Source organism: Streptosporangium sandarakinum (assembly GCF_013409935.1).
GTDB classification, from domain to species: domain Bacteria; phylum Actinomycetota; class Actinomycetes; order Streptosporangiales; family Streptosporangiaceae; genus Streptosporangium; species Streptosporangium nondiastaticum.
Genome location: NZ_JACCCO010000001.1, coordinates 468103 through 490229 on the forward strand (window position 1 = coordinate 468103; position 22127 = coordinate 490229).

The window sequence follows — 22127 nt, forward strand, 5'->3', positions numbered from 1 at the left end:
CCGTACACTCCGTTCGGGAATTCCGAACGGAGCGGGCGATCGGGGGGACGGCGTGGAGCTACGCCAGTTGCGGACCTTCGAGGCGGTGGTACGCGGCGGCACGGTGACCGACGCGGCCAACGAGCTGGGGCTGGCGCCCTCCACCGTCTCCGAGCAGATCCGCGCGCTGGAGAGGTCGCTGGGCGTGCCGCTGTTCGAGCGGACCGCGCGGGGGATGCGGCCGACCGGCGCGGGCGAGCGGATGCTGCTCTGGGCCCGGCGGCTGCTGGACGCCGCCGAGCAGGCGCGCTGCGAGGTGACCGGGCGGCCGAGGGTGCTGCGGCTGGGCGCGCTGGAGACCATCGCCGCCACGCTCGTCCCCCGGGTGCTGGCCCGGCTCGCCGAGCGCCGTCCCGGCCTGGCCGTGGAGGTAGCCCCCGCGGTGAGCCGGGACGAGTTGCTCTCCGGGGTCGCCGGCGGGCGGCTGGAGGCGGCGCTGCTGCTGGACACCGGGGAGGCGCTGGGCGACCTCGGCTTCCCGCCGCCGGCCGAACCCCTGACGTTCCTCGACCTCGACCCCGTCCCGCTCGCCCTGGTCGCCGCGCCCGGCCACCGGCTGGCCGGCCGCTCCCCCGTGCCGCCCGGCGACCTGGCCGGTGAGCGGCTGCTGGTCAACGTGCCGGCCTGCTCCTTCTGGATGGCCGCCGACCGGATCCTCGGGCCGGGCCCGGAGCGGGTCCGGGCCGGCGGGGTCGCGGTGATGCGGGCCTGGGCCGAGCGGGGCCTGGGGATCGCGCTGCTGCCGGAGTTCGCCGTGGCGGAGGCGCTGCGGTCCGGTGCGCTGACCCGGCTCGGCCTGGCCGTCCCGGATCTGCGGCTGCGGCTGGTCTGGCGCGGCGACCGGGAGGACCTGCCCGGCCTGCGCGACGTGCTGTACGCCGCCGCGGCCTGACCGCCGCGCCGTACCGTGCGCCGTCTCCCTGACGGCCGGGCGCCGCGGCGCCCGGAGGTACGGCGGGCGGCGGGTCAGCCGGTGACGGTGGCGGGGGCGGTGCCGGAGGCGACGTCCACGCCGGCCGCGCGGCGGGTCTCCTCGTCCTCCAGCATGATGTACGGGTCGTTCATCTCCACCCAGCCCAGGCCGGGCGGGCAGCGGTCGTAGCCGAGGAGCCGCCTGACCTCCTCGGGGTAGGCCAGCACCTTCTCCCTGGGCACCGCGAGATACTGGTTCTCCTCCTGGCGGAGGTTGCCCAGGTCCAGCGAGATGGTCATGCCGGTGCGCGGCACGGTGGTGACGTTGCGGCCGCCGCCGTGGTAGACGCCGCCCAGCCAGATGAGGCACGACCCGGCCGGCATCTCGGTGGGGATGGCCTCCTCGGCCTTCGGCGCGCGCTCGTCGTCCCAGTGGTGGCTGCCCGGGATGACCAGGGTGCCGCCGTTGTCGGCGGTGAACTCGCTCATCGCGAGCATCATCTGCACCCGGCTGGTCGAGCCCGGGTGCGAGCGCAGGTGCAGCGCGTCGTCGCGGTGCAGGGGCTGCTTGCCCTGGCCCTGGTGGATCTGGATCAGCTGCGTGGCGCTGATCTGGATGGTGGGGATCATCTCCTGCCGGGACCGGCCGATCCACATGGGGATCGGCCGCTGCATGATGGCGCGGGCCGCCCCCAGGTAGAGGCGCTGGGTGACCACCGGCGTCAGGCGCGTGGTACGGGCGAACAGCGAGGACACCCGCCTGGTCCGCAGCCCGTCGTACCAGTTGTCGCTGTAGGAGTGGGACTCCAGGCACGGCCCGAGGTCGTCCCACAGCCCGGCGAGGGTCTCCTGGTCGACGAAGTCCTCGACGACGACGGCCCCGTCCCGTTCCAGGATCTCGACGACATCGTCGAGATCGGCGTCCGGCCTCACCCTGATCAGGCCAGCCATGGTGAACCGCCTTTCTCCGCGATCCGTTTCCGTGCTCGTTTCCGTGCTCGGTACGGCCGGCGGGCGGGCGGCCCGCCGGCCCGTGCCCGCCGTACGGCCGTCCCCCGGCCTCGCGGCGGGCGGTCGTACGGCGGGCCGGCCCCTCAGCGCAGCTCGACGTCGCTTCGGGTGACGGCGCCGACGAACTCGCCGCGGGACAGCGCCGCGGCCACCAGTTCGATGTCGTCGGCCATGTAGCGGTCGTGGCTCAGCGTCGGCACCAGCGACCGCACCGCGTCGTAGGTCGCCCGGCCCGCCGGGCTGAGCCGGTCGTAGCGGCCGGACACGTCCACCGCCTGCGCCGCGGCGAGGAACTCCACCGCGAGGATCCTGGTGTTGTTCTGCATGACCCGCCGCGCGTTGCGGGTGGCGATCAGGCCCATGCTGACGACGTCCTGGTTGTCGCCGTTGGACGGCACGCTCTGGGTGCTGGCCGGGCCGATGGTGCGGTTCTCGGCGACCAGCGCGGTCGCCGGGTACTGGGCTCCGGCGAACCCGCTGTTGAGGCCCGGGTCGCCCGCGACGAGGAACTCCGGCAGGCCGTTGCTGAGGTGCCGGTTGAGCAGCCGGTTGGTGCGGCGCTCGGAGAAGACGCCGAGCTGGGTGAGGGCGATGGTGAGGAAGTCCATCGCGAAGGCGACCGGCTGGCCGTGGAAGTTGGCCCCGTGGAAGACCTCCTGGCCCTCGAAGACCAGCGGGTTGTCGTTGGAGGAGTTCAGCTCGGTCTCCAGCACGCCCGTCACGTGGTACAGCGTGTCGCGGACGGCGCCGACGACCTGCGGGATGGCGCGCAGCGTGTAGGCCTTCTGCAGGTAGACCTCGGTACGGTGCACACCGCCGTCCGCGTCCTCGTGCGAGCCGCGCCGGGAGGCCTCGCGCGACTTCAGGGCGCGCAGGCGGTCGGGGTCGGCGCTGAGCGCGCGGCGCAGGTCGCTGTGCTCGACGGCCAGCTCGCTGCCGCGCAGCAGGGCCCGCATGTTCGCCGCGCTGTCGATCTGGCCCCGGTGCGGGCGGGCGATGTCGTGCCCCTCGGCCCCGAACGGGCTGGTCGAGCTCTGCAGGACCTCGCAGATCAGGGCGGTGACGATCTCGGCCTGGCGGATCTGGTCCATGGCGCGCCCGGCCAGCAGGCAGCCCACGCCGGTCATCGCGGAGGTCCCGTTGATCAGCGCGAGCCCCTCCTTGAACCGCAGTTGCAGCGGCTCGATGCCGAACTCCCGCAGGACCCGCGCGGTCTCGACGCGGCGGCCCTCGCGCAGGACGTATCCCTCACCGATGAGGGTGGAGGCGACGTGCGCGAGCGGGGCCAGGTCGCCGCTCGCGCCGAGGGAGCCGATCTCGGGGATGGCGGGGGTGATGCCCAGGTTGAGGTAGAGCGCGAGGCGCTCCAGCAGTTCGGGACGCACCGCCGAGTAACCCTTGGACAGGGCGTTCAGCCGGGCCGCGACGACCGCCCTCGCCTCGTCCTGGGCGAAGGTCGGGCCGACGCCCGCGCTGTGGCTGCGGACCAGGTTGGTCTGCAGCTCCACCTCCTTGTCGGTGTCGACCAGCATGTAGATCATCTCGCCGTAACCGGTGGTCACGCCGTACACGGGGATGCCCTGCCGGATGATGTCCTCGAACATGCCGCGGTTGGCCGCGGCCTTGGACAGCGTCTCGGAGGAGACGACGCAGGCGGCGCCGTCCTCGGCGACCTGCCGCACGGCGGCGATGTCCAGGGTCTCGCCATCGAAGTCGACCGACGTTTGGGTCTCGACCAGAGTCAAGTTTCTCACCTCGCCAGAGAGGGGCTAACGGCTTCAGCGGGTACGGTTTGTGCGTCGACCGGGGCGGCCGTGCGGTGCGCGGGACGTCGGATCGCGACGTGAATTCCCCCACGGCAGCGAATTACGGCCGAAAATGGCGGTCGATGTTCCGTGTGGAACGGCGTCGGCCGAATTCCGGCGTGAATACCGGGGAGTCTCGGCGGTGTCGTCGCCGGCGACTCCCGCGGCATACGGGATATGCGCGGTCCTCACCACGACATCGTCACTTCCGGGCGTCGCCCGGTGCATCTTCTGGCGTGCTGGCCCCCGGGCGCGCCGCCCGCCACGCGGCGCCGCGCCCGGGACTCGCCCTGTTCTCCCTGGTCATTCGATGATGAGCGATCCCGGAGCCGCCGGCATGCGGAACGGGTGACAGGAAGTGGCCGACGGAGGGCAACATGTTGCCTCCGCCGCGCCTTGCCGTAAAGCCCCGCCGATCGCAGAGTTTTCGTATGAGAGAAAACCAGCGCATTATGGAATCGCTTCGGAAGTCCTGCGACGGGACCACCTGGGACTAGCCACGGCCCCGGCGTCGATGAGATTTCGTGGTTCGGCCGGTCGCGGTGGCCGGGTCGCGAAAGCGCGGGGCTATTGCCGATCATTCAGGTGTCCACGCCGAAGGATCGTCACGGGAGCCGCGCCCGTGCCCTCGCCCTCCCCGGTCGCCCCGTGTCCTGACCGGCTCACCGCCGATGGCCGTCCCACTGTTCCTCAGCCCCGTGCACCGTCCACGGCCGGAGCTTGTCGGGGTTGCGTACCGCCCAAATGCGCTTGATCCGGTCACCTACAACGTCGCACGCCGCCACCGTCACGGTGACGCCGTCCTGCTGGGCCACCAGGCCGGGCTGACCGTTCACCGTGCGCTCCAGGAGCGTCAGGCCGGGCGCCCCGCGGGTGATGGCGATGATGTAGCGGGCTATCTGCTCGCCGCCTTCGATCGGGCGGAGCCCGGCGCTGACGAGGCCGCCGCCGTCGACGATCGCCGTGGCGCCGGGGTCGAGGAGGCCGATGAGGGCGTCGATGTCCTTGGCCTCCCATGCCTGCTTGAAGTCCCTGACCATGCCGGCCTGCCGGGCCGTCGGAGCCGCGGGAGACCGCGAGGTGCGGATGCGGCGGCGGGCCGAGAAGGCCAGCTGGCGACATGCCGCCGGGGTACGGCCGACGGTCTCGGCCACGTCGGCGAAGGAGTAGCCGAAGACATCATGCAGGATGAGCGCGACGCGCTCGGCCGGGGTCATCGATTCGAGCACGACCAGGAAGGCCATGCTGATCGACTCATCGAGGGTGACCCGGTCGGCCGGGTCGATCGTGGCGTCGCCCGGCCGCCCGCCTAAGGCGTGTCTGATAATTCGGCGTGGCGGAGCCAGAGCAGCAGGGAAGCGATGGTGACGCCCGCGAGGTAGCGGCCGGCGAGCTTGTCGTAGCGGGTGGCGACGGCTCGCCACTGCTTGAGCTTGGCAAAGCACCGCTCCACCACGTTACGCCCCTTGTAGGCCGCGGCATCGAAGGCGGGCGGGCGGCCTCCGCGGCTGCCCTTGCGCTTGCGGGCGGCGATCTGATCGGACCGCTCAGGGATGACCGCGCCGATGCCGCGCCGCCGCAGATGCAGGCGGATCTTCCGAAAGGAGTAGCCCTTATCCGCCACCAGCCGGTCCGGCCGGGTACGGGGACGGCCGATGCGACGGCGCAGCCGGAAGGTGCCCATCACCGCTTCGAAGGCGGTGCAGTCGTTGATGTTGCCGCCGGTCAGGTGCAGGGCAAGCGGCAGGCCACGGGCTTCGGTGATCAGATGGAGCTTGGTGGTCAGCCCGCCCCGGGATCGGCCGAGGGCTTGTCGTCTTTGGGAGGCTTTCGCGTCGATCGTCCCTCCGCCGTCCCCCTTTTTCGGGCGCCGGCAGCGTGCTGGTGGGCTCGGGCGATGGTGGAGTCGACGCTGACGACCAGCTCCACCGCACCGAGGGAGTCGTCTTTGACCTGCATCTCCTCCAGCAGGCGGGTCCAGGTGCCGTCTTCCTCCCAGCGTTTGAACCGCTCGTAGCAGGTCTGCCAGGGACCGTAGCGCTCCGGTACGTCGCGCCAGGGCGCTCCGGTCCGCAACCTCCACAAGATCCCGTTGATGACCGCGCGGTGATCCCGCCAGGGCCGTCCCCTGCCATCCTTGGCGGGCAGCAGGGGCTCGATCCGCTGCCAGGCCTTGTCAGTCAGCTCACCTCGTCGCACCACGAGGAATCATCTAACCGCACCACCGAGATCATTTATCAGACACGCCTTAGCCACTCCATACGATCGGGCAGCGGCTCCGGGATCCATTCGCCCACGTAGCTCTCGCGGCGGGCCCGTGCCGAGCCGAGCAGGTCCAGGCAGATGCGACCGGCGACCTTCGTCAACCAGCCGCCGGGGGATTCGATGGCCTCCTGCCGCCGTCGGGACATGGCGTACCAGCGGGCGTAGGTCTCCTGGACGACGTCCTCGGCCTCGGCCAGGGAGCCGAGGAGCCGGTACGCGAGATTGATCAGTTGACGCCGCTCGCTCATGATCGCGCTCAGGCCCGGATCGAGCCGGCCGTCTCCTGGTCCGGATGGGGTGGTCATGGTGCCGACGGCTCCCTTGCTCGTAGCTGCCCTTCACCGGTCCGACGAGACAGCGCACCGGATTGTGAGGTCGGCGCCTCGCCTGACATTTCCAGCGGTTGCTTCGTCGGACCACTGGGACACCGGGTCCCAGGGCTCGAACACCTTCCGAGATCAAGAAGAGAAGGCCTCGCCATGTCCACACCCGCACACCGCACACCCAGCAAGGTCGTCGTCATCGGTGGCGGTTACGCCGGAACACTCGCGGCCAACCGTCTGCGGATGCGCACCGACGTCGATATCACCGTGGTCAACTCCCGCCCGGAGTTCGTCGAACGAGTCCGGCTGCACCAGTTCGTGGCCGGCACCGGCGAGGCCACGGTGGACTACGGCACGCTGCTCGGCGAAGGCATCCGGTTGGTCGTCGACAGCGCCGCGCGTATCGACGTCGCCGCCCGCGCGGTACGGCTGGCGTCGGGCCGCGCACTGGACTACGACCACGTCATCTACGCGGTCAGCAGCACCGGGGCGATACCGTCGTCGGTGCCCGGCGCGGCCGAGTTCGCGCTCGGCGTCGCTGAACTCGAGTCCGCGCGGCGCCTGCGCGCCAGGCTGGAGGAGTTGCCCCTGGACGCTCCGGTCACCGTGGTCGGCGGCGGATTGACCGGCATCGAGACGGCCGCCGAGCTGGCCGAGCAAGGACGCGCGATCACGCTGGTGTGCGGCCGGACCCTGGCGCCGTCATTCGGCGCACCGGGTCGCCGAGCCGTGGCCAAATGGCTGTCCCGGCACGGTGTCGTGGTGCTCGAGCCCGCCGTGGTGAGCGAGGTCCGGCCGGATGCGGTCGTCTTCGCCGACGGTGCGGTGCGTGCGAGCGCGCTGACCATCTGGGCGGGCGGGTTCGGTGTGCCGGGGCTGGCGGCCGCGAGTGGGTTGCAGACCGATGCGCTCGGCCGGCTGCTCACCGACGAGACGCTGACCAGCGTCGACGACGACCGCATCGTCGCGGCCGGGGACGCCGCTTCACCGTCGGGCCGGCCTCTGCGGATGAGCTGCTACGCCGCCGGGCCGCTCGGGGCGCAGGCCGCCGACACCGTGCTGAGCCGCATAGCGGGAACCGAACCGGCGATGATCAGCCTGGCCTTCTCAGGGGCGTGTGTCAGCCTCGGCCGGCGCACTGCCGTACGACAGCTCGCCCGCAAGGAAGACCGCCCGGTGAACGCCTACGTCGGCGGCCGCATGGGCGCGGCGATCAAAGAGGCGACCTGCAAGTTCGCGGTGTCGAGGATCCGCCGCGAGGCCCGCAGGCCGAATTCCGTCATTTGGCTGAAGGGCGGCTCGCGTCCCGGGCAGTCGGCCCCCGCTCCGCGCGGGGCCGCCTCCCCATGACCACCGGCGGGCATGCCGAGCCCGCGGTCGACACCAGGATGACCGCTAGATGACGCTGCACCTCATGCGGGTCACGCCGATCGGGAACCTCCGACGATCTTCGCACCGGTGGGACCGGCGAGAAGTCTTTCAAAGGCTCGGGGGGCACTGCTGGGGCACGGTGAAGAAGGTTTCCAGGACGGGGGCGAGGACGGCCGGGTCCACGGCGTGGCTCTGGCCCTCCAGGGTGAGGTGCCGTGCCCCGGGCAGGACGGCGGCGAGCGCCCTCGCGCCGGTGCGTAGATAGTCCCTGCTCCGGCCGCCGTCCGCGACGAGGACGGGGGCGGTGACGCAGCTCCACCTGTCGGCCGGCAGCGGCCTGCCCGCCATGGTGGTCCGCATGACCGCGCCGTCGTAGGCGAGGGTGTGGGCCACGGCCTCGAACGCCCGCCAGCCGGCCGTGCTCCGGCTGCGGGCGACGGCCTCGGCGGGAACGCCCGCGGCCCGGGTCATGAAGAACTCCACGGCCTCGCCCCGCCGTCCCCGGGCCACCAGCCCGTCGAGCCTGGTCACGTAGTCCTCGGGCAGCGGCGGGCGGGTGGCGTCCACGACGAACGGCGGCTCGTACAGCGCCAGCCTCGCGATGCCGGGCAGCCGGCGGGCCGCGTCGAGGGCGATGACCGCGCCGGAGGAGAACCCGCACACGAACACCGATCCGCCCGCCTCGGCGATGACGGCCTCCAGGTCCTCGACCTCCCGGGCGACCGCGTAGGGGGCGGTGTCGCCGCTGTCACCCCGGCCCCGGCGGTCGTAGCGGTAGACGGTGAAGCGCGGCGCCAGCAGCTCGGCCAGCCGCTCCCCGACCGGGTCGAGCGACCGGTGGCGCAGCGCCCCGCTCACCAGGACGACCGGCGGCCCCTCGCCGCGGCGGTCGAACGCGATGCCGGTGCCGTCACTTGAGATCACACGCTGCATGGGATCGCCTTTCTCGCCTTCGCCGGCCTTCTCACCGGGTGCGCCCCGCGCCCCGCCGTACGGCCGGCGGGGTGCGGGGCGGGGCCGTCGCACGGAGGGGCGGGCGGCGCGGGCGGGACGCCGTGGCCGCGGCGGGTCAGTGGGAGCCCGGCTCGGCCGGGGGGATGTTGTGGTTGAGACGGAAGAAGTTGTCGGGGTCGTAGATCCGCTTCACGTCCCGCAGCCGCCGGTGGTCGCCGGGCGTGTAGGCCGTCTCGGCCCTGGTGGTGTCGCCCAGGAAGTTCAGGAACGTCCGGTCGCCGGAGTGCGGGCGCAGCACCCGCGAGACCTGCGGGTCGCAGGCGTCCAGGACGACCGACAGCTGCGCCGTACGGTGGCCCACCGGGCCCGCGTCGGGCCCGGCGTCGGTCATCGCGCCGCCCCAGTGGCGGACCTCCACCATGGTGACGGGCGAGTCGGGCCGCCCGACGACGGCCGCCACCGCCTCGATCACCTCGTCGGGCAGGGTCTCCAGGAGGTTGAAGTCGCGGGGCGCGATGCCGCCCATCTCCGCCTGGGCGAACGTCGTGGTCCGCAGGTCGTCCAGCAGCACCGGCCCGGCCGTCTCGGTCAGGGGGCGCAGCGCGGCGCGGGCCTCCTCGGCCTCGCCCGCGTACATGACGCGCAGCCCGAGGACCCACCTGTCCCGCAGCGGCGCGGGGGTCTCCGGGGCGTCGGGGAACCGGGCCAGCAGGATCGAGGTGCTCAGCTCGCGGGGGGCGTCGGCCATCCACTCGCGGTAGCGGGTCAGCGTCTCGGCGGCCCGGTCGGCCGTGAAGTAGAGGGCGCCGGCGTGGACGCGGGCGACGGGGTGGAGCCGGAACTCCAGGGAGGTCACCACGCCGAAGTTGCCGCCGCCGCCGCGCAGCGCCCAGAACAGGTCGGGGTTCCGGTCGGGGCTCGCCGTCACCAGCCGGCCGTCGGCCGTGACCATCTCGGCGCGCAGCACGCTGTCGGAGGCGAAGCCGTACCCGCGGGCCAGCCAGCCGATGCCGCCGCCGAGGGTGTAGCCGGTCACGCCGACCGTCTGGTGCGAGCCGGCCAGCGGCGCGAGACCGAACGGCTCGGCGGCGGCGATCACCTCCGCCCACGTGGTGCCGGGGCCGACGCGGGCGATCCGGCGGTCCGGGTCGACCAGGACGGAGTCCATCCTCCCGGTTCTGAGGAGGACGCCGCCGTCGGAGGCGACGTAGGTGCCGTGCCCGGTGGCCTGGACGGCGAAGGGCAGGCCGTGCTCGCGCGCGGTGAGGATCGCGGCCCGCACGTCGGCGGGGTCGTCCGCCTCGGCGATCAGCGCCGGCCGCGGGTCGATGTCGGCGTTGGGGGCCTCGCGCTGCTCGTCGTATCCGGGGTCTCCCGGCAGGAGGACCGCCCCGCCGAACTCCTCACGCAGGCGGCGCGCGGCTTCGGGGCCGCCGCCGGGCGCGGCGTCGCGAACCCGGTACGGCCGGCTCTGGACCTGCTGGCTCATCTCGAACCCTTTCGTCTCTCGTGTGTGGAGCGGACGTCTCGCGTGTGCCAGCCGCCCGGCGTCTTCGGTGAGCCGCGTCCGGCTTCGACCAGCATCCTGCGCGCGGACCCCCTCGGTCATCCGTGAAGACCACGGATTCGGCACGCAAAGACCACTGATCGCGGCACCGATGGGTGATGATGTCGAGGTGACGACAACGGGGCCAGGTGAGGTGTCGGCGCGCGAGGCGGAGGTTCTGGAGGCGCTCGGCGCGCGGCTGTCCAACTCGGAGATCGCGAGCAGGCTGCACATCTCGGTGCGGACCGTCGAGAGCCATGTTTCCTCGCTGCTGCGCAAGTACGGCGTCGCCGACCGGCGGGCGCTGGCCGCGCTCGCCGGCGGGGCGGCGCCTCCCGAGGCCGCCCCACCGGGGAGGACGGCGGCCCCGCCGGGGCGGATGGCGGGCCTGCCCGCGGCGCTGACGTCGTTCGTGGGCCGCGAGCGGGAGCGCGCGGCGGTCCTGGCGGCGTTCGGCGAGTCCCGGCTGGTGACGCTGCTGGGGCCGGGCGGGGTCGGCAAGACCCGCCTGGCGGCGGTGGTCGCCGGGGACGCGGCGCCGTCGTTCCCGGCGGGCGGCGCGTTCGTGGACCTGGTCCCGGTGGGCGGGGGCTTCGTCGCGCAGGCGGTGGCGGCGGCGCTCGGCGTCACCGAGCGTCCCCGGCAGCCGCTGGAGGACGCCGTCGCCGAACGGCTCGGCCGGGGCCGGTCGCTGCTGGTCCTCGACAACTGCGAGCACCTGCTCGACGCGGTGGCCGGGTTCGTGGAGCGGACCCTGTCTGTCTGCCCCGGCGCGAGGGTGCTGGTGACCAGCCGCGAGCGGCTGGGCGTGCCGGGAGAGAGGATCGTGCCGGTCGCGCCGCTGCCGGTGGCGTCCGACGCCGAGCGGCTCTTCCTCGACCGCGCCGCCGCGGCCGATCCGGGGTTCACCGCCGATCCCGCCGTGGTCGCCGAGCTGTGCGCCCGGCTGGACGGCATGCCGCTGGCCATCGAGCTGGCCGCGGCGCGCAGCGCCTCCCTGGGCGCCGACGGCCTGCTGGCCACCCTCGACGACGTCCTGCGGCTGCTCGCCGGCGGGCGCGGGGCGGTCGAGCGGCACCGCTCGCTGCGCGCGGTGATCGGCTGGAGCCACGACCTGCTCGGCGAGGAGGAGCGGACGCTGTTCCGGCGGCTGGCCGTCTTCACGGGCGGGTTCGATCTCGACGCCGCCGTCGCCGTGACGCGTGGCGGGGGCCGGGGCCCGGTCGCCGACGTGCTGGGCCGCCTGGTGGACAAGAGCCTGGTCGTCCGGCGGGGCGGGGAGAGCAGGTGGCGGCTGCTGGAGACGGTCCGCGCCTTCGCCGCGGACCGGCTCGCGGCGGCGGGCGAGACGGACGAGACACGGCGGCGGCACCTGGAGTGGGCCGCGGCGACCGCGGCGGCGCTGGAGGACCGGCCGGCGGACGGATGGCGCGACGACTTCGACGCCGTCGCCGACGACCTGCGCGCCGCGCTGGCGGGGTCGCCGCCCGGTCCCGGCGCGGTGCCGCACCGGCTGGCGCGCGCGCTGGGCCGCCTGTGCTACGCGCGGCGGTTCCTGACCGAGTCCCTGGACCACTACCGGGAGGCGGCCGAGCGGGCCCCCGATCCGGGTGAGGCCGCCCGCGACCTGCGCAGCGCGGCCGACGGCGCGCACGCCGTGGCCCCGGCTGGCCACCACGCCTTCGAGTCGCTGCTCGCGTCGGCCGATCGGGCGCGCGCCGCGGGCGACGGCGACGCCGTGGCCGTGGCGCTGGCCGCCGCGGTGGTCACCGCGAATCGGTTCTCCGCGGGTTTTCCCGCCGAGGTCCCGCACGAGCGGCTGTCCGCCCTGCTGGAGGAGGCGGCCGCGGCCGGCGACCGGGGGGATCCCGTCGTGGCGGCGCTGCTGGCGGCGGCGGCCGCGTGGAACGCGGGCCGGGAGAAGATGGCTCCGGACCCGGTCCTGGCCGCGGCCGCCGCCGAGGCCGCGCGCGCCGCCGGCGACCCGGTGCTCGTCAGCGCGGCCCTCGACGCGGTGAGCACCGCCGCCGCCACGGCGGGCCGGCTCCGGGAGGCGTACCGGGTCACCCGCGAACGGCTCTCCCTGCTCGCCGCGATGTCCCGCGACGACCCGCGCTCCGCCCCGGAGATCACCGACACCTACAACATGGCCGCCACCTACGCCGTGGCGACCGGCGACCTGCGGACCGCGCTGGAGACCGCCAGGTCGGCGCTGGAGGACGACCTGCTGGGCGGTCACTCCTACCTGTCGGAGAGCAGCCTGGTCCTCCCCCTGGCGCTCACCGGCGAGTTCGACGAGGCCCTGCGCCGGGCGGCCGGGATGTGGGACGGCTGGGAACGCGCCGGCGGTCCCGTGGCGGGCTGGATGTCGCCCGCCGTCGCCGCCGTGGCGCTGGTCCACGGCCTGCGCGGCGACGACCACCGGTACCGGTTCTGGCGTGCCCGCGCCACGCAGGTGTCCGGCGGCCCGCGCAACCACGCGACGTTCGCGGCGTTCGCCGACGCCCGCGTCGCCGTGCACGGCGGGCGGTTCGGCGGCGCGGCCGACCTGGTGGGGCTGGTCTTCACCGACTTTCCCCAGGGGCGGTACCAGACCTACGCCCGCGCCGCCGGGGCCGAGCTCGCCGTCGCGGCCGGGCTGCCGGACGCCGCCGAACGGCTGGCCTCGGCGGCGGCCGTCGCGGGTGAGAACGACTGGGCCGCCGCCTGCCTGGCTCGCGCCGAGGGGCGGCGGAGCGGTGACGTCGCGGCCCTGACGGCCTCGGTGGCGGGCTGGGAGCGGGTCGGCGCCCGCTTCGAACGGGCCTGCACCCTGCTGCTGCTGCCGGACCGCGCCGCCGAGGGCCGCGCCGAGCTGGCCGCGCTGGGCTGCCCCGCGCCCGCCTGAGCCCGGCGGGAGACGGCGGTGCGCCGCTCCGTGACCCGGTCACGCGGGGCGCGGGCCGCCCGCCTGGAGCCGGCGGACATGACCGGACCGCGGGCGGCGGGCGCCCGCGGTCCGGATGGTTCGGCCCTGCGGCCCGTTAGGCGGCGCAGCCCTCCAGGCCGGCCGGCGGCACGGTGCCCTTCGCGCCGAAGAAGAGGTTCGCGCACTTGGCGAGGAACTCGGAGTTCTCCTCGGGGACGAAGTGCGCGGCGTCGGGCGCGACCACCGTGCGGACGTCGTCGGCGACCTGGCCGAACGAGCCGCCCACGCCCTCACCGAAGGAGTACTGCCCGCCGACGGCCAGCACCGGCGCGGTCAGCTTCCTCCCGGCGCCGGCCTTGTTGTTCTCGGCGTCGGCGGCGAAGGCCCGGTAGTACTCGTAGCCGGCGGTCCGCCTGGCCGGGTCGGCGTAGGCCTGGAAGTACGGCTCGGCGTTTATCGCGCCGGGCTGGTGGCTGAAGCCGAACATCATGCCGAGGTAGGTGCGGACGTCGTCGTTGTCCATGATCGTCTCCGGGATCGGCGCCGGAGACATGTTGAACCGGAAGTGCCAGCTGATCCCGTACAGGTCCTCCAGGCCGAAGCCGGCCAGCGGCGTCTCGATCACGGCGATCCGGCTGACCTCGCCGGGGTAGTCACGCGCGTAGGGGTAGGCGATCAGGGCGCCGAGGTCGTGCCCGATGATCCCGACCTGCTTGAGGCCCAGCTTGACGACGGCCTCGTGGATCCGCCGCGCGGTGGCGGCCTTGTCGTAGCCGCCGGACGGGATGGAGGATTCTCCAAGTCCCGGCAGGTCGAAGGCGATGACGGTGTGCTCGCGGGCGAGCGTCGGCATCACCTTCTCCCACATCTGCCAGGTCTGCGGCCAGCCGTGCAGCAGTACGAGCGCCGGGCCCGAGCCGCCGCGGACGTAGTGGAGGGTCCCGCCTGTCACGGAGACCTTCCCGTGGGAGAAACCGGGCGCGAGACGCGCCGTCCCCTCTTCCGACGGCGTGGGGGCCGTCCGGCTCACGTCGGCGCCGGCGGCGCCCGTGGTGAGCAGGGCCGCGGCGACGGCGGTGAACGCGGCCACGGCGAGGCGCATCCGCCTCATGCCGGGCCGCCCCGTCCGCCGGGTCCGCGCGGTTTCCTGAGCTGGCTGCATATTCGATTGCCCTTTCCTTGTACTTACCGAGTGCACGGGAGAAGGGGCCCGGCGGACGGGGGGTACCGCCGGACCCGGAGAAGACCGGGGACCTCCGCGCTCCCGCACGCGGCGACCCCGGGGTCTCGGATCAGCGCGCCAGCACGGGGATGCTCGGCTCGACCGGCTTCTTGCCGAACCGGTTGCGCAGCCGCATGGCGGGCTTCTCCACGGCGTAGTAGCTCACCAGGGCGGCCAGGAAGCTGCCGACCTGGACGATGAGCCACGTCAGGGGGAAGTTGTCGGACGACATGGTGCCGTCGGTGTAGAAGAGGATCATCGGGATGTGCCAGAGGAACATCCCGTAGGAGACCTTGCCGATGTACTGCAGCGGCCGTACGGTCAGCACGGACTCGATGAACCTGGACCGCACCCCCGGAACGGTCAGCGGCGCCAGGAGCAGGAAGACGATCAGCAGGTCGATCGGCTGGTCGAACATGACGACCGCCATGGTCGGGTAGTCCGCCGTGCCCTGGCCTCCGACGGGCGAGAAGCAGAACAGGACGATGACGATCAGCGCCGCGAGCCAGCACAGGCCCGGATACTTCGCCACCAGCCGGTAGGGGGCGAGCATCGTCGTGGGCGACGCCTCGGCGGCTGCCGACATCGCCGCCAGGGCCATGCCGACGGCCAGGTAGCCGAACCAGCCGGGCGGCCAGTTGCCCTGGACGGGGTACGGCCCCAGGGCCGCCGAGTGGCTGTAGGCGCTGAACGCGTAGCCGATCACGATGATCGCGGCGATCGGCACCAGGATGCGGCGTGCCTTGGCGGCCGGGTCGGCGGCCCTGCTCGCGAGGCGGCCGGCGAACCACGCGAAGAACGGCAGCAGCACGTAGAAGGCGCTCTCGGTGGCCATGCTCCAGGTCGACTCCAGGCCGGCCGGGATGGCGCCCGCGTTGTAGACGTGCTGCATGGACAGCACCCGCAGGGCGTACCAGAGGCTGGTGACCTGCTCGCGGCCGAGCGTGAGCATCACGACGATCGACACCAGCCAGAAGGCCGGGAAGATGCGCAGTGCGCGCCGCCAGGCGTACGCCTTCAGGTCGGGCCGTGCCGTGCCGGCCATGGTCGCCAGGGCGAAGGGCCGGTAGATCAGGAAGCCGGACAGCGCGAAGAGGATCGGCAGGGACTCCCTGGTGAACCTCTCCAGCACGACGGCGAAGGCGCCGTTGCCCGGGTAGTCCCCGAAACCGATCTGCCCGGCGGTGAACGCCGAATGGATGGTGATGACTGCCAGCACGGCGATGGCCCGGATCCCCTGTAGTTCGGGGAAGTACTGGCGCTTGGTGTCACGGGCCTGCGGGGGCTGAGCGTCCGGTCCACCCCTGCTCGTCCCGCTGGCGATGTCTGTTGCCATGGCCGCTCCTTGAGGAGTTAAACGACCCCTTAAGGGTGGGTGCGCGGCGATCGGCGGCGCATCTCCTGGATTGCGGCATCGGTGGCGTCAGCGGGGTGGGAGACCTACGGGACGGACGTGGCGAACGCGGCTGGAGTGACGTCCCCGGAGGCGCCGGCGGAGGCGGTCCCGACGGGGTCCCGACGGGACGCCGGGCCGGGGCGGCCGAGGACCCGCGCGAGGTCGGCGGTCAGGGCCGCCGTCAGCTCCGGCAGGTGCTCGCGCGGGAAGAAGTGGCCGCCCTCGAACAGCCGCAGCCCCAGGAAGTCGCGGGTGTGCGCCCGCCACTCGGCCAGCTCCCCGGGGGGCGCCACCGCGTCGGCGGTGCCGCCGAAGACGGTCACCGGGACCGGCAGCGGCGGCTCGGCGCGGTAGGCGTAGGAGCGGCACAGTGTGAAGTCGGCCCGCGCGACGGGCAGGGTCAGCGCGAGCGCGTCCGGGTCGTCGGCCATCTCCGGCGGCAGCCCGCCCAGCGACCGCAGCGTCGCGGCGAAGCGGTCGTCGGGGTCGGCCGGGTCGGGCGTCAGGGCCGCCGCGGCGCCGCGCACCGGCCACGCCGCCAGGGCGAGCAGCGCCGGCGGCGGCGCGCCGTCGCGCAGCAGCGCCCGGGTCAGGCGGTAGCCGAGCAGCGCCCCCATGCTGTGCCCGAACACGGCGTACGGCACCGCCCCGGCGGCCGGGTCACCGGCACGGGACTCGGTCAGCGCGTCGGCCAGCCAGCGGGCCGCCTCCTCGCAGTCGGTGAACGGCGCCTGGCGGTGGCGGCCGGGACGGCCCGGCAGGCGGACCGCGCGCAGCTCGACCCACGGCGGCAGGTGGCGCGCCCACGGGCGGAACATCGAGACGCCGCCGCCGGCGAACGGCAGGCCGTACAGGTGCAGCCGCGCCGCGGGGCGGGGCTCGAACGCCAGGTACCACGAGGGCTGGGTGGCCATTTCGCTCCGGATCTCCTCGGACCGGCCGCTCGGATCAGCGAGTGACCGATCATCCCCTTCACCTCCGATCGGCCGCTCAGATCAGCGAGCGGCCGATCGCCTCCATCGCCTCCGACCGGCCGCTCAGATCAGCGAGTGGCCGATCATCTCCTTCATGACCTCGGTGGTGCCGCCGTAGATGGTCTGCACGCGGGTGTCGACGAACGCGCGGGCCACCGGGAAGTCGCGCACGACGCCGTAGCCGCCGTGCAGCTGCAGGCAGCGGTCCACCACCTTCTGGCACAGCTCGGTGTTCCACCACTTGGCCATGGCCGCCTCCTCGGCGGCCAGCCGCCCGGCCGCGTGCTCGGCGACGCAGCGGTCGGTGAACGCGCGGGCCACCGCCAGCGCCGTGGCCAGCTCGGCGAGCACGAAGCGGTTGTACTGGTGGTGGCCGACGGGCCGGCCGAAGACCTCGCGCTCCCGGCAGTAGGCGAGGGTGTCCTCCATGACCTTCTCGGCCGCGGCGAGCGCCGCCACCGCGATCATCATCCGCTCCTGGCGCAGGGTGCGCATCATGTAGGCGAAGGCCCGGCCCTCCTTGCCCAGGAGGTTGGCGGCCGGGACCTCGACGTCGTCGAAGAACAGCTCGACGGTGTCCATCGCCCGCATGCCGATCTTGTCGAGCTTGCGGCCCCGGGTGAAGCCGGGCCGGTCGGCCTCCACGACCAGCACGCTGGCGCCGGAGGCCGCCGGGCCGCCGCCGGTGCGGGCGACCACCAGGAACAGGTCGGCGGCCGAGCCGTTGGTGATGAACGTCTTCTGGCCGTTGAGCACGTACCGGTCGCCGTCGCGCACCGCCCGGGTGCGCAGCCGCTGCACGTCGCTGCCGGCGTCCGGCTCGGTGATCGCGATCGCCGTCACCAGGTCCCCGGAGCAGAACCCGGGCAGCCAGCGCCGCTTCTGCTCCTCGGTGGCCAGGGTGCGCAGGTACATGCCGGCGATCTCGTTGTGCAGGGACAGCGCCGGGGCGTACACCCCGGCGCGGGCCAGCTCCTCGGCCACGATCACGTGGTGGCGGTAGTCGGGGTCGCCGCCCCCGCCGTACTCGGTGCCGACGTCCATCCCGAGCAGGCCGCACCTGCCCGCCCTGCGCCACACCTCGCGGTCGGCGCCGCCCTCCTCCTCCCAGCGGGAGTAGGAGGGCAGGATCTCCTTGGTCACGAAGGTCCGCACCAGGTCGCGGAACGCCTCGTGCTCGTCGGTGAACACGTCACGGCGCATCGATCGCTCCGGCGACCGCGTCCGGCACCACGGGCGTCCAGGACGGCAGGATGTCGCGCAGCCGGTTCATCATCACCTGGCAGTACGCGGCGTTGTGGTCCAGGCTGCGGCGGCGCGGGTAGGGCATCTTGTGCCGGCCCGCGTGGTTCACGCGCAGCCGTACCGCGTCCGCGCCGTACGTTCCGAGCCCGGACAGGTCCGCCGTGAGGTCCATGGCGAGGTCCCGGGGCTCCTCCGTGACGACCAGGCCCGGCACCGTCTCGAACGACGACAGCATCTCCACCGCCTCGGCCGGCAGCTCCGCCACCAGGTCGTGGCGGCCCCGCGAGACCACCCGCACATGCTCCAGCGCGACGGTCGGCTCGGCCACCGCCTCCCGGTAGACGTACGGCCGGGCCAGCAGGTCCAGCTCGAAGGCGATCCGCACCCGGCGGTCGGCCAGCCAGCCCCGCTCCCGCAGGAACCCCTCCAGCAGCGTGTCCATCTCGGCCCGGTGGGAGTGCAGCACGTAGTGCAGCACCTTGCCGATGTTGTTGATGTCGTAGTTGCCGAGGGTCTCCACCGAGTCGGAGAAGAAGCGGCAGATCTCGGTGTCGGTGCGGCGCCGGAAGTAGTCGGCGGCCATCGTCAGGAAGTCGGTGTGCGAGCACGTCCCCGCCCGGTCCAGCTCGCGGGCGACGTAGAAGGCGGCGCGGGCGTTGTACAGGCTGATCACCGCGTAGTAGAACCACACGCCGGCCTTGAAGTCGTCGCGGGTCACCCAGTTCGTCGCGACCACCACGTCGGCCTCGGCCACCGGGTCGTCCACCCGGACGGTGACGACGCCCAGGGCCTCGCGCCGCTCGTACATCGGGGTGTTGCGCAGCAGCAGCTGCGGGTAGGCCACCACCGCGTCGGCGCCGGTACGGCACAGCTTGCCGATGCCCTCCCGGAAGGAGTCCAGGGTCTCCCCCGGCAGCGGCCAGATCAGCTCGGTGTAGGAGCTGATCTGCTTCTCGCGCAGCTTGGACTGCAACTCGACGTAGGTGGACTCCTTGATGTTGGACCGCTCGACCAGGTCGAGGGTCTGCGGGCTGAGGGTCTGCAGCGACACCGGCTGGCTGGTCAGCATGCCGCCCTCGACGAGGATCTCGGTGATCTCGGTGACCCGGTCCGGCCGGTTCTTGGCCGCCTGCATGGTGACCATCAGCGGGTAGCCGTTGCGTTCCTTGCACTCGACCATGTGCCGGGTCAGCTCGACGTCGCGGGGCAGCGCCCCCCAGTTGGCGTCGGCGAGGAAGATGCTCTCGATGCCGTGCTCGCTGATCCACGTCAGGTCCGACTTGACGCGGTCCAGCTCCCAGCGGTGCACCTTGTCGTTGGTGGCCGCGCCCCAGTAGCAGTACGAGCAGCGGAAGGGGCAGCCCCGGTTGGTCTCCACCACGGCGAAGACGTACTCGCCGCCGTCGAAGACCCCGGCGGCGAACGGCGAGGGGATCTCGTCGAGCTCCTTGATGCGGGCGGGCTTGTCGGTGGTGACCAGCGCGCCGTCGGACCAGAAACTGATCCCGGGCACCCGGCCCAGGTCGGGGACGCTCCCGGGGGCGGTGGCGGCCACCTCGCGCAGGAAGGCGGTGAACGGCTTCTCGCCCTCGCCGTTGCAGACCGCGACGTTCTCCCAGTCCGCGGGGACGTACTCGGCGGCGTGGTTCATCACCTGCGGGCCGCCCAGGATGAAGCAGGCGTCGGGGCGGAGCCGTACCAGCTCGTCCAGCAGCGCCTTCATCCGCCGCATGTTCCACAGGTAGCAGCTCATCGCGTAGACGTCGGCGTCGGCCTCCAGCATCAGCGCCACCAGGTCCTCGACCGAGGTCTTCACCTCGGGCGCGTGGATGGTGAAGCTGCAGGCCGCGGCGACGTCCTCGTCCTGCTGCGCGTAGGCCTGCAGGTAGCCCGCGGCCAGCGGCAGGGTGTTGGCGTAGACCGACAGCTCGACGAGGCTGACCTTCAGCGGCCTCATGCCCCCGCCTCCCCCGTCTCGGTGATCCACGCGGCCAGCTCGTGGAGCACGTCGTACTCGAAGAGGTCGTCGGCGCCCAGCCGGATGCCGCGTTCCCTGGCGCGCGTCGCCAGGCGCATCGCCTGCAGGGAGTCGCCGCCCAGGTCGAAGAAGCTGTCGTCCCTGCTCACCGAGGTGATCTGCAGCACGTCGCACCACAGCGCGGCCATCAGGCGCTCGGCGTCGGTACGGAAGTCCGGCGCGGCCTGCGCGGCCGGGGCCTGCGCGGGCAGCGGGCGGGCGGCCAGCGCCCGGCGGTCGGCCTTGCCGTGCGGGGTCAGCGGCAGCGACTCCAGGGACACGACGGCCTGCGGCACCATGTAGTCGGGCAGCCACTCGGCCAGGTCGCGGCGGACGTCCGCCGTGTCGAGCTGGTCGCCGGGGCCGGCGGGCACCACGTAGGCGACGAGCCGGTCTCCGGTGTCGTGCTTGACGGCGACGGCCTCGCGCACCCCGGGCAGCCGGTGCAGCGCCGCCTCGACCTCGCCGAGCTCGATGCGGAAGCCGCGCAGCTTCACCTGGTCGTCGGCACGGCCGATGAAGTCCAGCGAGCCGTCGGGCAGCTCGCGCACCAGGTCCCCGGTGGCGTACATGCGGGCGTCGCCGTCGGGGACGAACGGGTCGGCGAGGAACCGCTCGGCGGTGAGCTCCGGCCGGTCGAGGTAACCGCGGGCCACCCCGGTCCCGCCGACGTACAGCTCGCCCGCGGTGCCGGGCGGCACCGGACGGCGCCGCGAGTCCAGGACGTAGGCCCGCATGCCGGGCAGCGGCCGGCCGATCGGCGGGACCTCGTCACGCTTCGCCCGCGGCTGCACCTCGGCGAAGGTGGCGACGACCGTCGTCTCGGTCGGCCCGTACAGGTTGAACAGCCGGAACGGCAGGCCCAGCGGCGGGTGGCGGTGCAGCTTCTCCCCGCCGGTCAGCATCACCCGCAGCGCGCCGCCGTACCCCCGCCAGTCCTGTTCGAGCATCTCGGCGGCCAGCGCGGTGGTGAGGAAGCAGACGGTGATCCGCTCGTCGGCGAGCCAGCGCACGAAATCGGCCGGGGAGTCGGGCAGCCGGCCCTCGACGACGCACAGGGTGGCGCCGGCGGCCAGGCAGGGCCACACCTCCAGCGCCCAGGCGTCGAAGGACGGCCGGGCGAGCTGGGTCATCCGGTCCCCCGGCCGCACCTCGAAGGTCCGCCGGTGCCAGGTGACCAGGTTCGTCAGGCCCTCGTGCGGCAGCAGGACGCCCTTGGGGACGCCGGTCGAGCCGGAGGTGTAGACGACGTAGCACAGGTCGCCCGGCTCCGGCTCGGAGATCTCGGCGGCGTCGCCCCCGTCGGGATCGCCGCGGAGGGCCTCCTCGACCGTCAGCACCCGCACCGGGCCGCCGGCGAACCGGGCGGCGGTGGCCGCGCGCGTGACGACCAGCGGGACGCCCGCGTCGTCGAGGATCGAGGCCAGCCGGGCGTCCGGCTCGTCGACGTCGGTGCCGACGTACGCGCCGCCGGCGAGCAGCACCCCCAGGGCGGCGACGACCAGGTCGGGCGAGCGCTCCAGGGCCAGGGCCACGAGCGTGCCCCGGGTGACGCCGCGGGCACGCAGCGCCGCGGCCAGCCGGCAGGAACGTTCGTACAGTTCAGCGTAGGTCAGCACGGTTCCGGCGTGCGTGACGGCAGGCTGGTGCGGTTGCACCTGCGCCCACCACGCGACGCGCGCGGTCACGGCCTCGTGCGCGCCACGGACCGCAGTGCTCGCCTCGGTCAATTTTGCCTCCAAGTTCCGATTTCCCGCGTGAAAGGTCGGCCGCCTCGCCCGGCGCGGCGGAGACGGGCGGCAGAGGCGATCAATTCACTGGAACACGGGCCCTTTTCACGCCGCAGGTGACGGTAACGGTCGTATCGTCACCTGCGGTCTCGGCGGGACGCATCTCTTGAATTGCGATGGGACGAAGGCCTGGTACGGAGGGCGGACAATGCGGGTGGAAAATCACCGTTCCGCAATTCCGGAGATGCGCGCGGCGTTTTCCCGCGCCAGGGTTGTTCAGCGACGGACCGGCGGACGATGGGGACGCGGAAATGACTTTCACGCTTCGGACCGGGGAAACGGGGGCCGGGACGGGGCCGGCGCCGGACGGCGCGTCCCCGGCGGACGGGCACGCGCCGGCCGGACACCC

The 22127-nt window shown here is 73.2% G+C and carries 15 protein-coding genes and 1 pseudogene; 3 read left to right on the top strand and 13 right to left on the bottom strand.

The genetic code is table 11. From position 1 onward, the window contains the following. Positions 1 to 52 precede the first annotated feature (52 nt). Positions 53 to 931 carry a LysR family transcriptional regulator gene (locus tag HDA43_RS02135; protein WP_179818048.1) on the top strand — a complete coding sequence of 293 codons (879 nt, stop codon included), beginning with the start codon at positions 53 to 55 and terminating at the stop codon, positions 929 to 931. A 74-nt stretch (positions 932 to 1005) separates the two neighbouring features. Here the strand turns inward: HDA43_RS02135 and HDA43_RS02140 are convergent, their stop codons facing one another. The 5 genes and pseudogenes from HDA43_RS02140 to HDA43_RS02160 all read right to left on the bottom strand — a co-directional run bounded on the left by HDA43_RS02140 (position 1006) and on the right by HDA43_RS02160 (position 6337). Further along, a complete protein-coding gene (locus HDA43_RS02140) occupies positions 1006 to 1902 on the bottom strand; it encodes a phytanoyl-CoA dioxygenase family protein (protein WP_179818049.1) in 897 nt (298 codons plus the stop codon). Positions 1903 to 2045: 143 nt separating this feature from the next. Next, entirely contained in the window at positions 2046 to 3707 is a 1662-nt protein-coding gene (gene cmdF / locus HDA43_RS02145; protein WP_179818050.1) for a tyrosine 2,3-aminomutase, read from the bottom strand. A 722-nt stretch (positions 3708 to 4429) separates the two neighbouring features. Continuing rightward, positions 4430 to 5011 carry a sigma factor-like helix-turn-helix DNA-binding protein gene (locus HDA43_RS02150; protein WP_179818051.1) on the bottom strand — a complete coding sequence of 194 codons (582 nt, stop codon included), beginning with the start codon at positions 5009 to 5011 and terminating at the stop codon, positions 4430 to 4432. 65 nt (positions 5012 to 5076) lie between these two features. Further along, positions 5077 to 5966 (bottom strand): annotated as a pseudogene (locus HDA43_RS02155) (IS5 family transposase). A 38-nt stretch (positions 5967 to 6004) separates the two neighbouring features. Further along, the gene (locus HDA43_RS02160) at positions 6005 to 6337 is read right to left on the bottom strand and encodes a sigma factor (protein ID WP_246423885.1); all 333 of its coding nucleotides are present in this window, start codon (positions 6335 to 6337) and stop codon (positions 6005 to 6007) included. A gap of 174 nt (positions 6338 to 6511) precedes the next feature. Here HDA43_RS02160 and HDA43_RS02165 point away from each other — a divergent pair, with 174 nt between their 5' ends. Continuing rightward, a complete protein-coding gene (locus HDA43_RS02165; RefSeq protein WP_179818052.1) occupies positions 6512 to 7705 on the top strand; it encodes an NAD(P)/FAD-dependent oxidoreductase in 1194 nt (397 codons plus the stop codon). Positions 7706 to 7834: 129 nt separating this feature from the next. Here HDA43_RS02165 and HDA43_RS02170 read toward each other — a convergent pair whose 3' ends face one another. Together HDA43_RS02170 and HDA43_RS02175 are read right to left on the bottom strand one after the other, a co-directional pair. Next, on the bottom strand, positions 7835 to 8659 hold the full coding sequence (locus HDA43_RS02170) for an alpha/beta fold hydrolase (RefSeq protein WP_179818053.1): 825 nt from the start codon (positions 8657 to 8659) through the stop codon (positions 7835 to 7837). Between the two features lie 136 nt (positions 8660 to 8795). Beyond that, entirely contained in the window at positions 8796 to 10169 is a 1374-nt protein-coding gene (locus tag HDA43_RS02175) for an FAD-binding oxidoreductase (RefSeq protein WP_179818054.1), read from the bottom strand. 187 nt (positions 10170 to 10356) lie between these two features. Here HDA43_RS02175 and HDA43_RS02180 point away from each other — a divergent pair, with 187 nt between their 5' ends. Then, on the top strand, positions 10357 to 13113 hold the full coding sequence (locus HDA43_RS02180; protein ID WP_179818055.1) for an ATP-binding protein: 2757 nt from the start codon (positions 10357 to 10359) through the stop codon (positions 13111 to 13113). Between the two features lie 136 nt (positions 13114 to 13249). On the opposite strand, the gene HDA43_RS02185 is transcribed toward HDA43_RS02180, so the two are convergent. The 6 genes from HDA43_RS02185 to HDA43_RS02210 form a co-directional block, all read right to left on the bottom strand. Beyond that, positions 13250 to 14245: an alpha/beta fold hydrolase gene (locus HDA43_RS02185; RefSeq protein ID WP_246423887.1), complete on the bottom strand. Its 996-nt coding sequence runs from the start codon at positions 14243 to 14245 to the stop codon at positions 13250 to 13252. 181 nt (positions 14246 to 14426) lie between these two features. Continuing rightward, on the bottom strand, positions 14427 to 15692 hold the full coding sequence (locus HDA43_RS02190; RefSeq protein WP_179818056.1) for an acyltransferase family protein: 1266 nt from the start codon (positions 15690 to 15692) through the stop codon (positions 14427 to 14429). Between the two features lie 104 nt (positions 15693 to 15796). Further along, on the bottom strand, positions 15797 to 16666 hold the full coding sequence (locus HDA43_RS02195) for a thioesterase II family protein (RefSeq protein WP_179818057.1): 870 nt from the start codon (positions 16664 to 16666) through the stop codon (positions 15797 to 15799). A 123-nt stretch (positions 16667 to 16789) separates the two neighbouring features. After that, positions 16790 to 17929 carry an acyl-CoA dehydrogenase family protein gene (locus tag HDA43_RS02200; protein ID WP_179818058.1) on the bottom strand — a complete coding sequence of 380 codons (1140 nt, stop codon included), beginning with the start codon at positions 17927 to 17929 and terminating at the stop codon, positions 16790 to 16792. Next, positions 17919 to 19928 (bottom strand): B12-binding domain-containing radical SAM protein, encoded by a 2010-nt coding sequence (locus HDA43_RS02205; protein ID WP_179818059.1) that lies wholly within the window; start codon positions 19926 to 19928, stop codon positions 17919 to 17921. The genes HDA43_RS02200 and HDA43_RS02205 overlap by 11 nt, the downstream gene beginning before the upstream one ends. Next, entirely contained in the window at positions 19925 to 21718 is a 1794-nt protein-coding gene (locus HDA43_RS02210) for a non-ribosomal peptide synthetase (RefSeq protein WP_179818060.1), read from the bottom strand. Before HDA43_RS02210 ends, HDA43_RS02205 begins: the two co-directional genes overlap by 4 nt. Between the last annotated feature and the right edge of the window lie 409 nt (positions 21719 to 22127).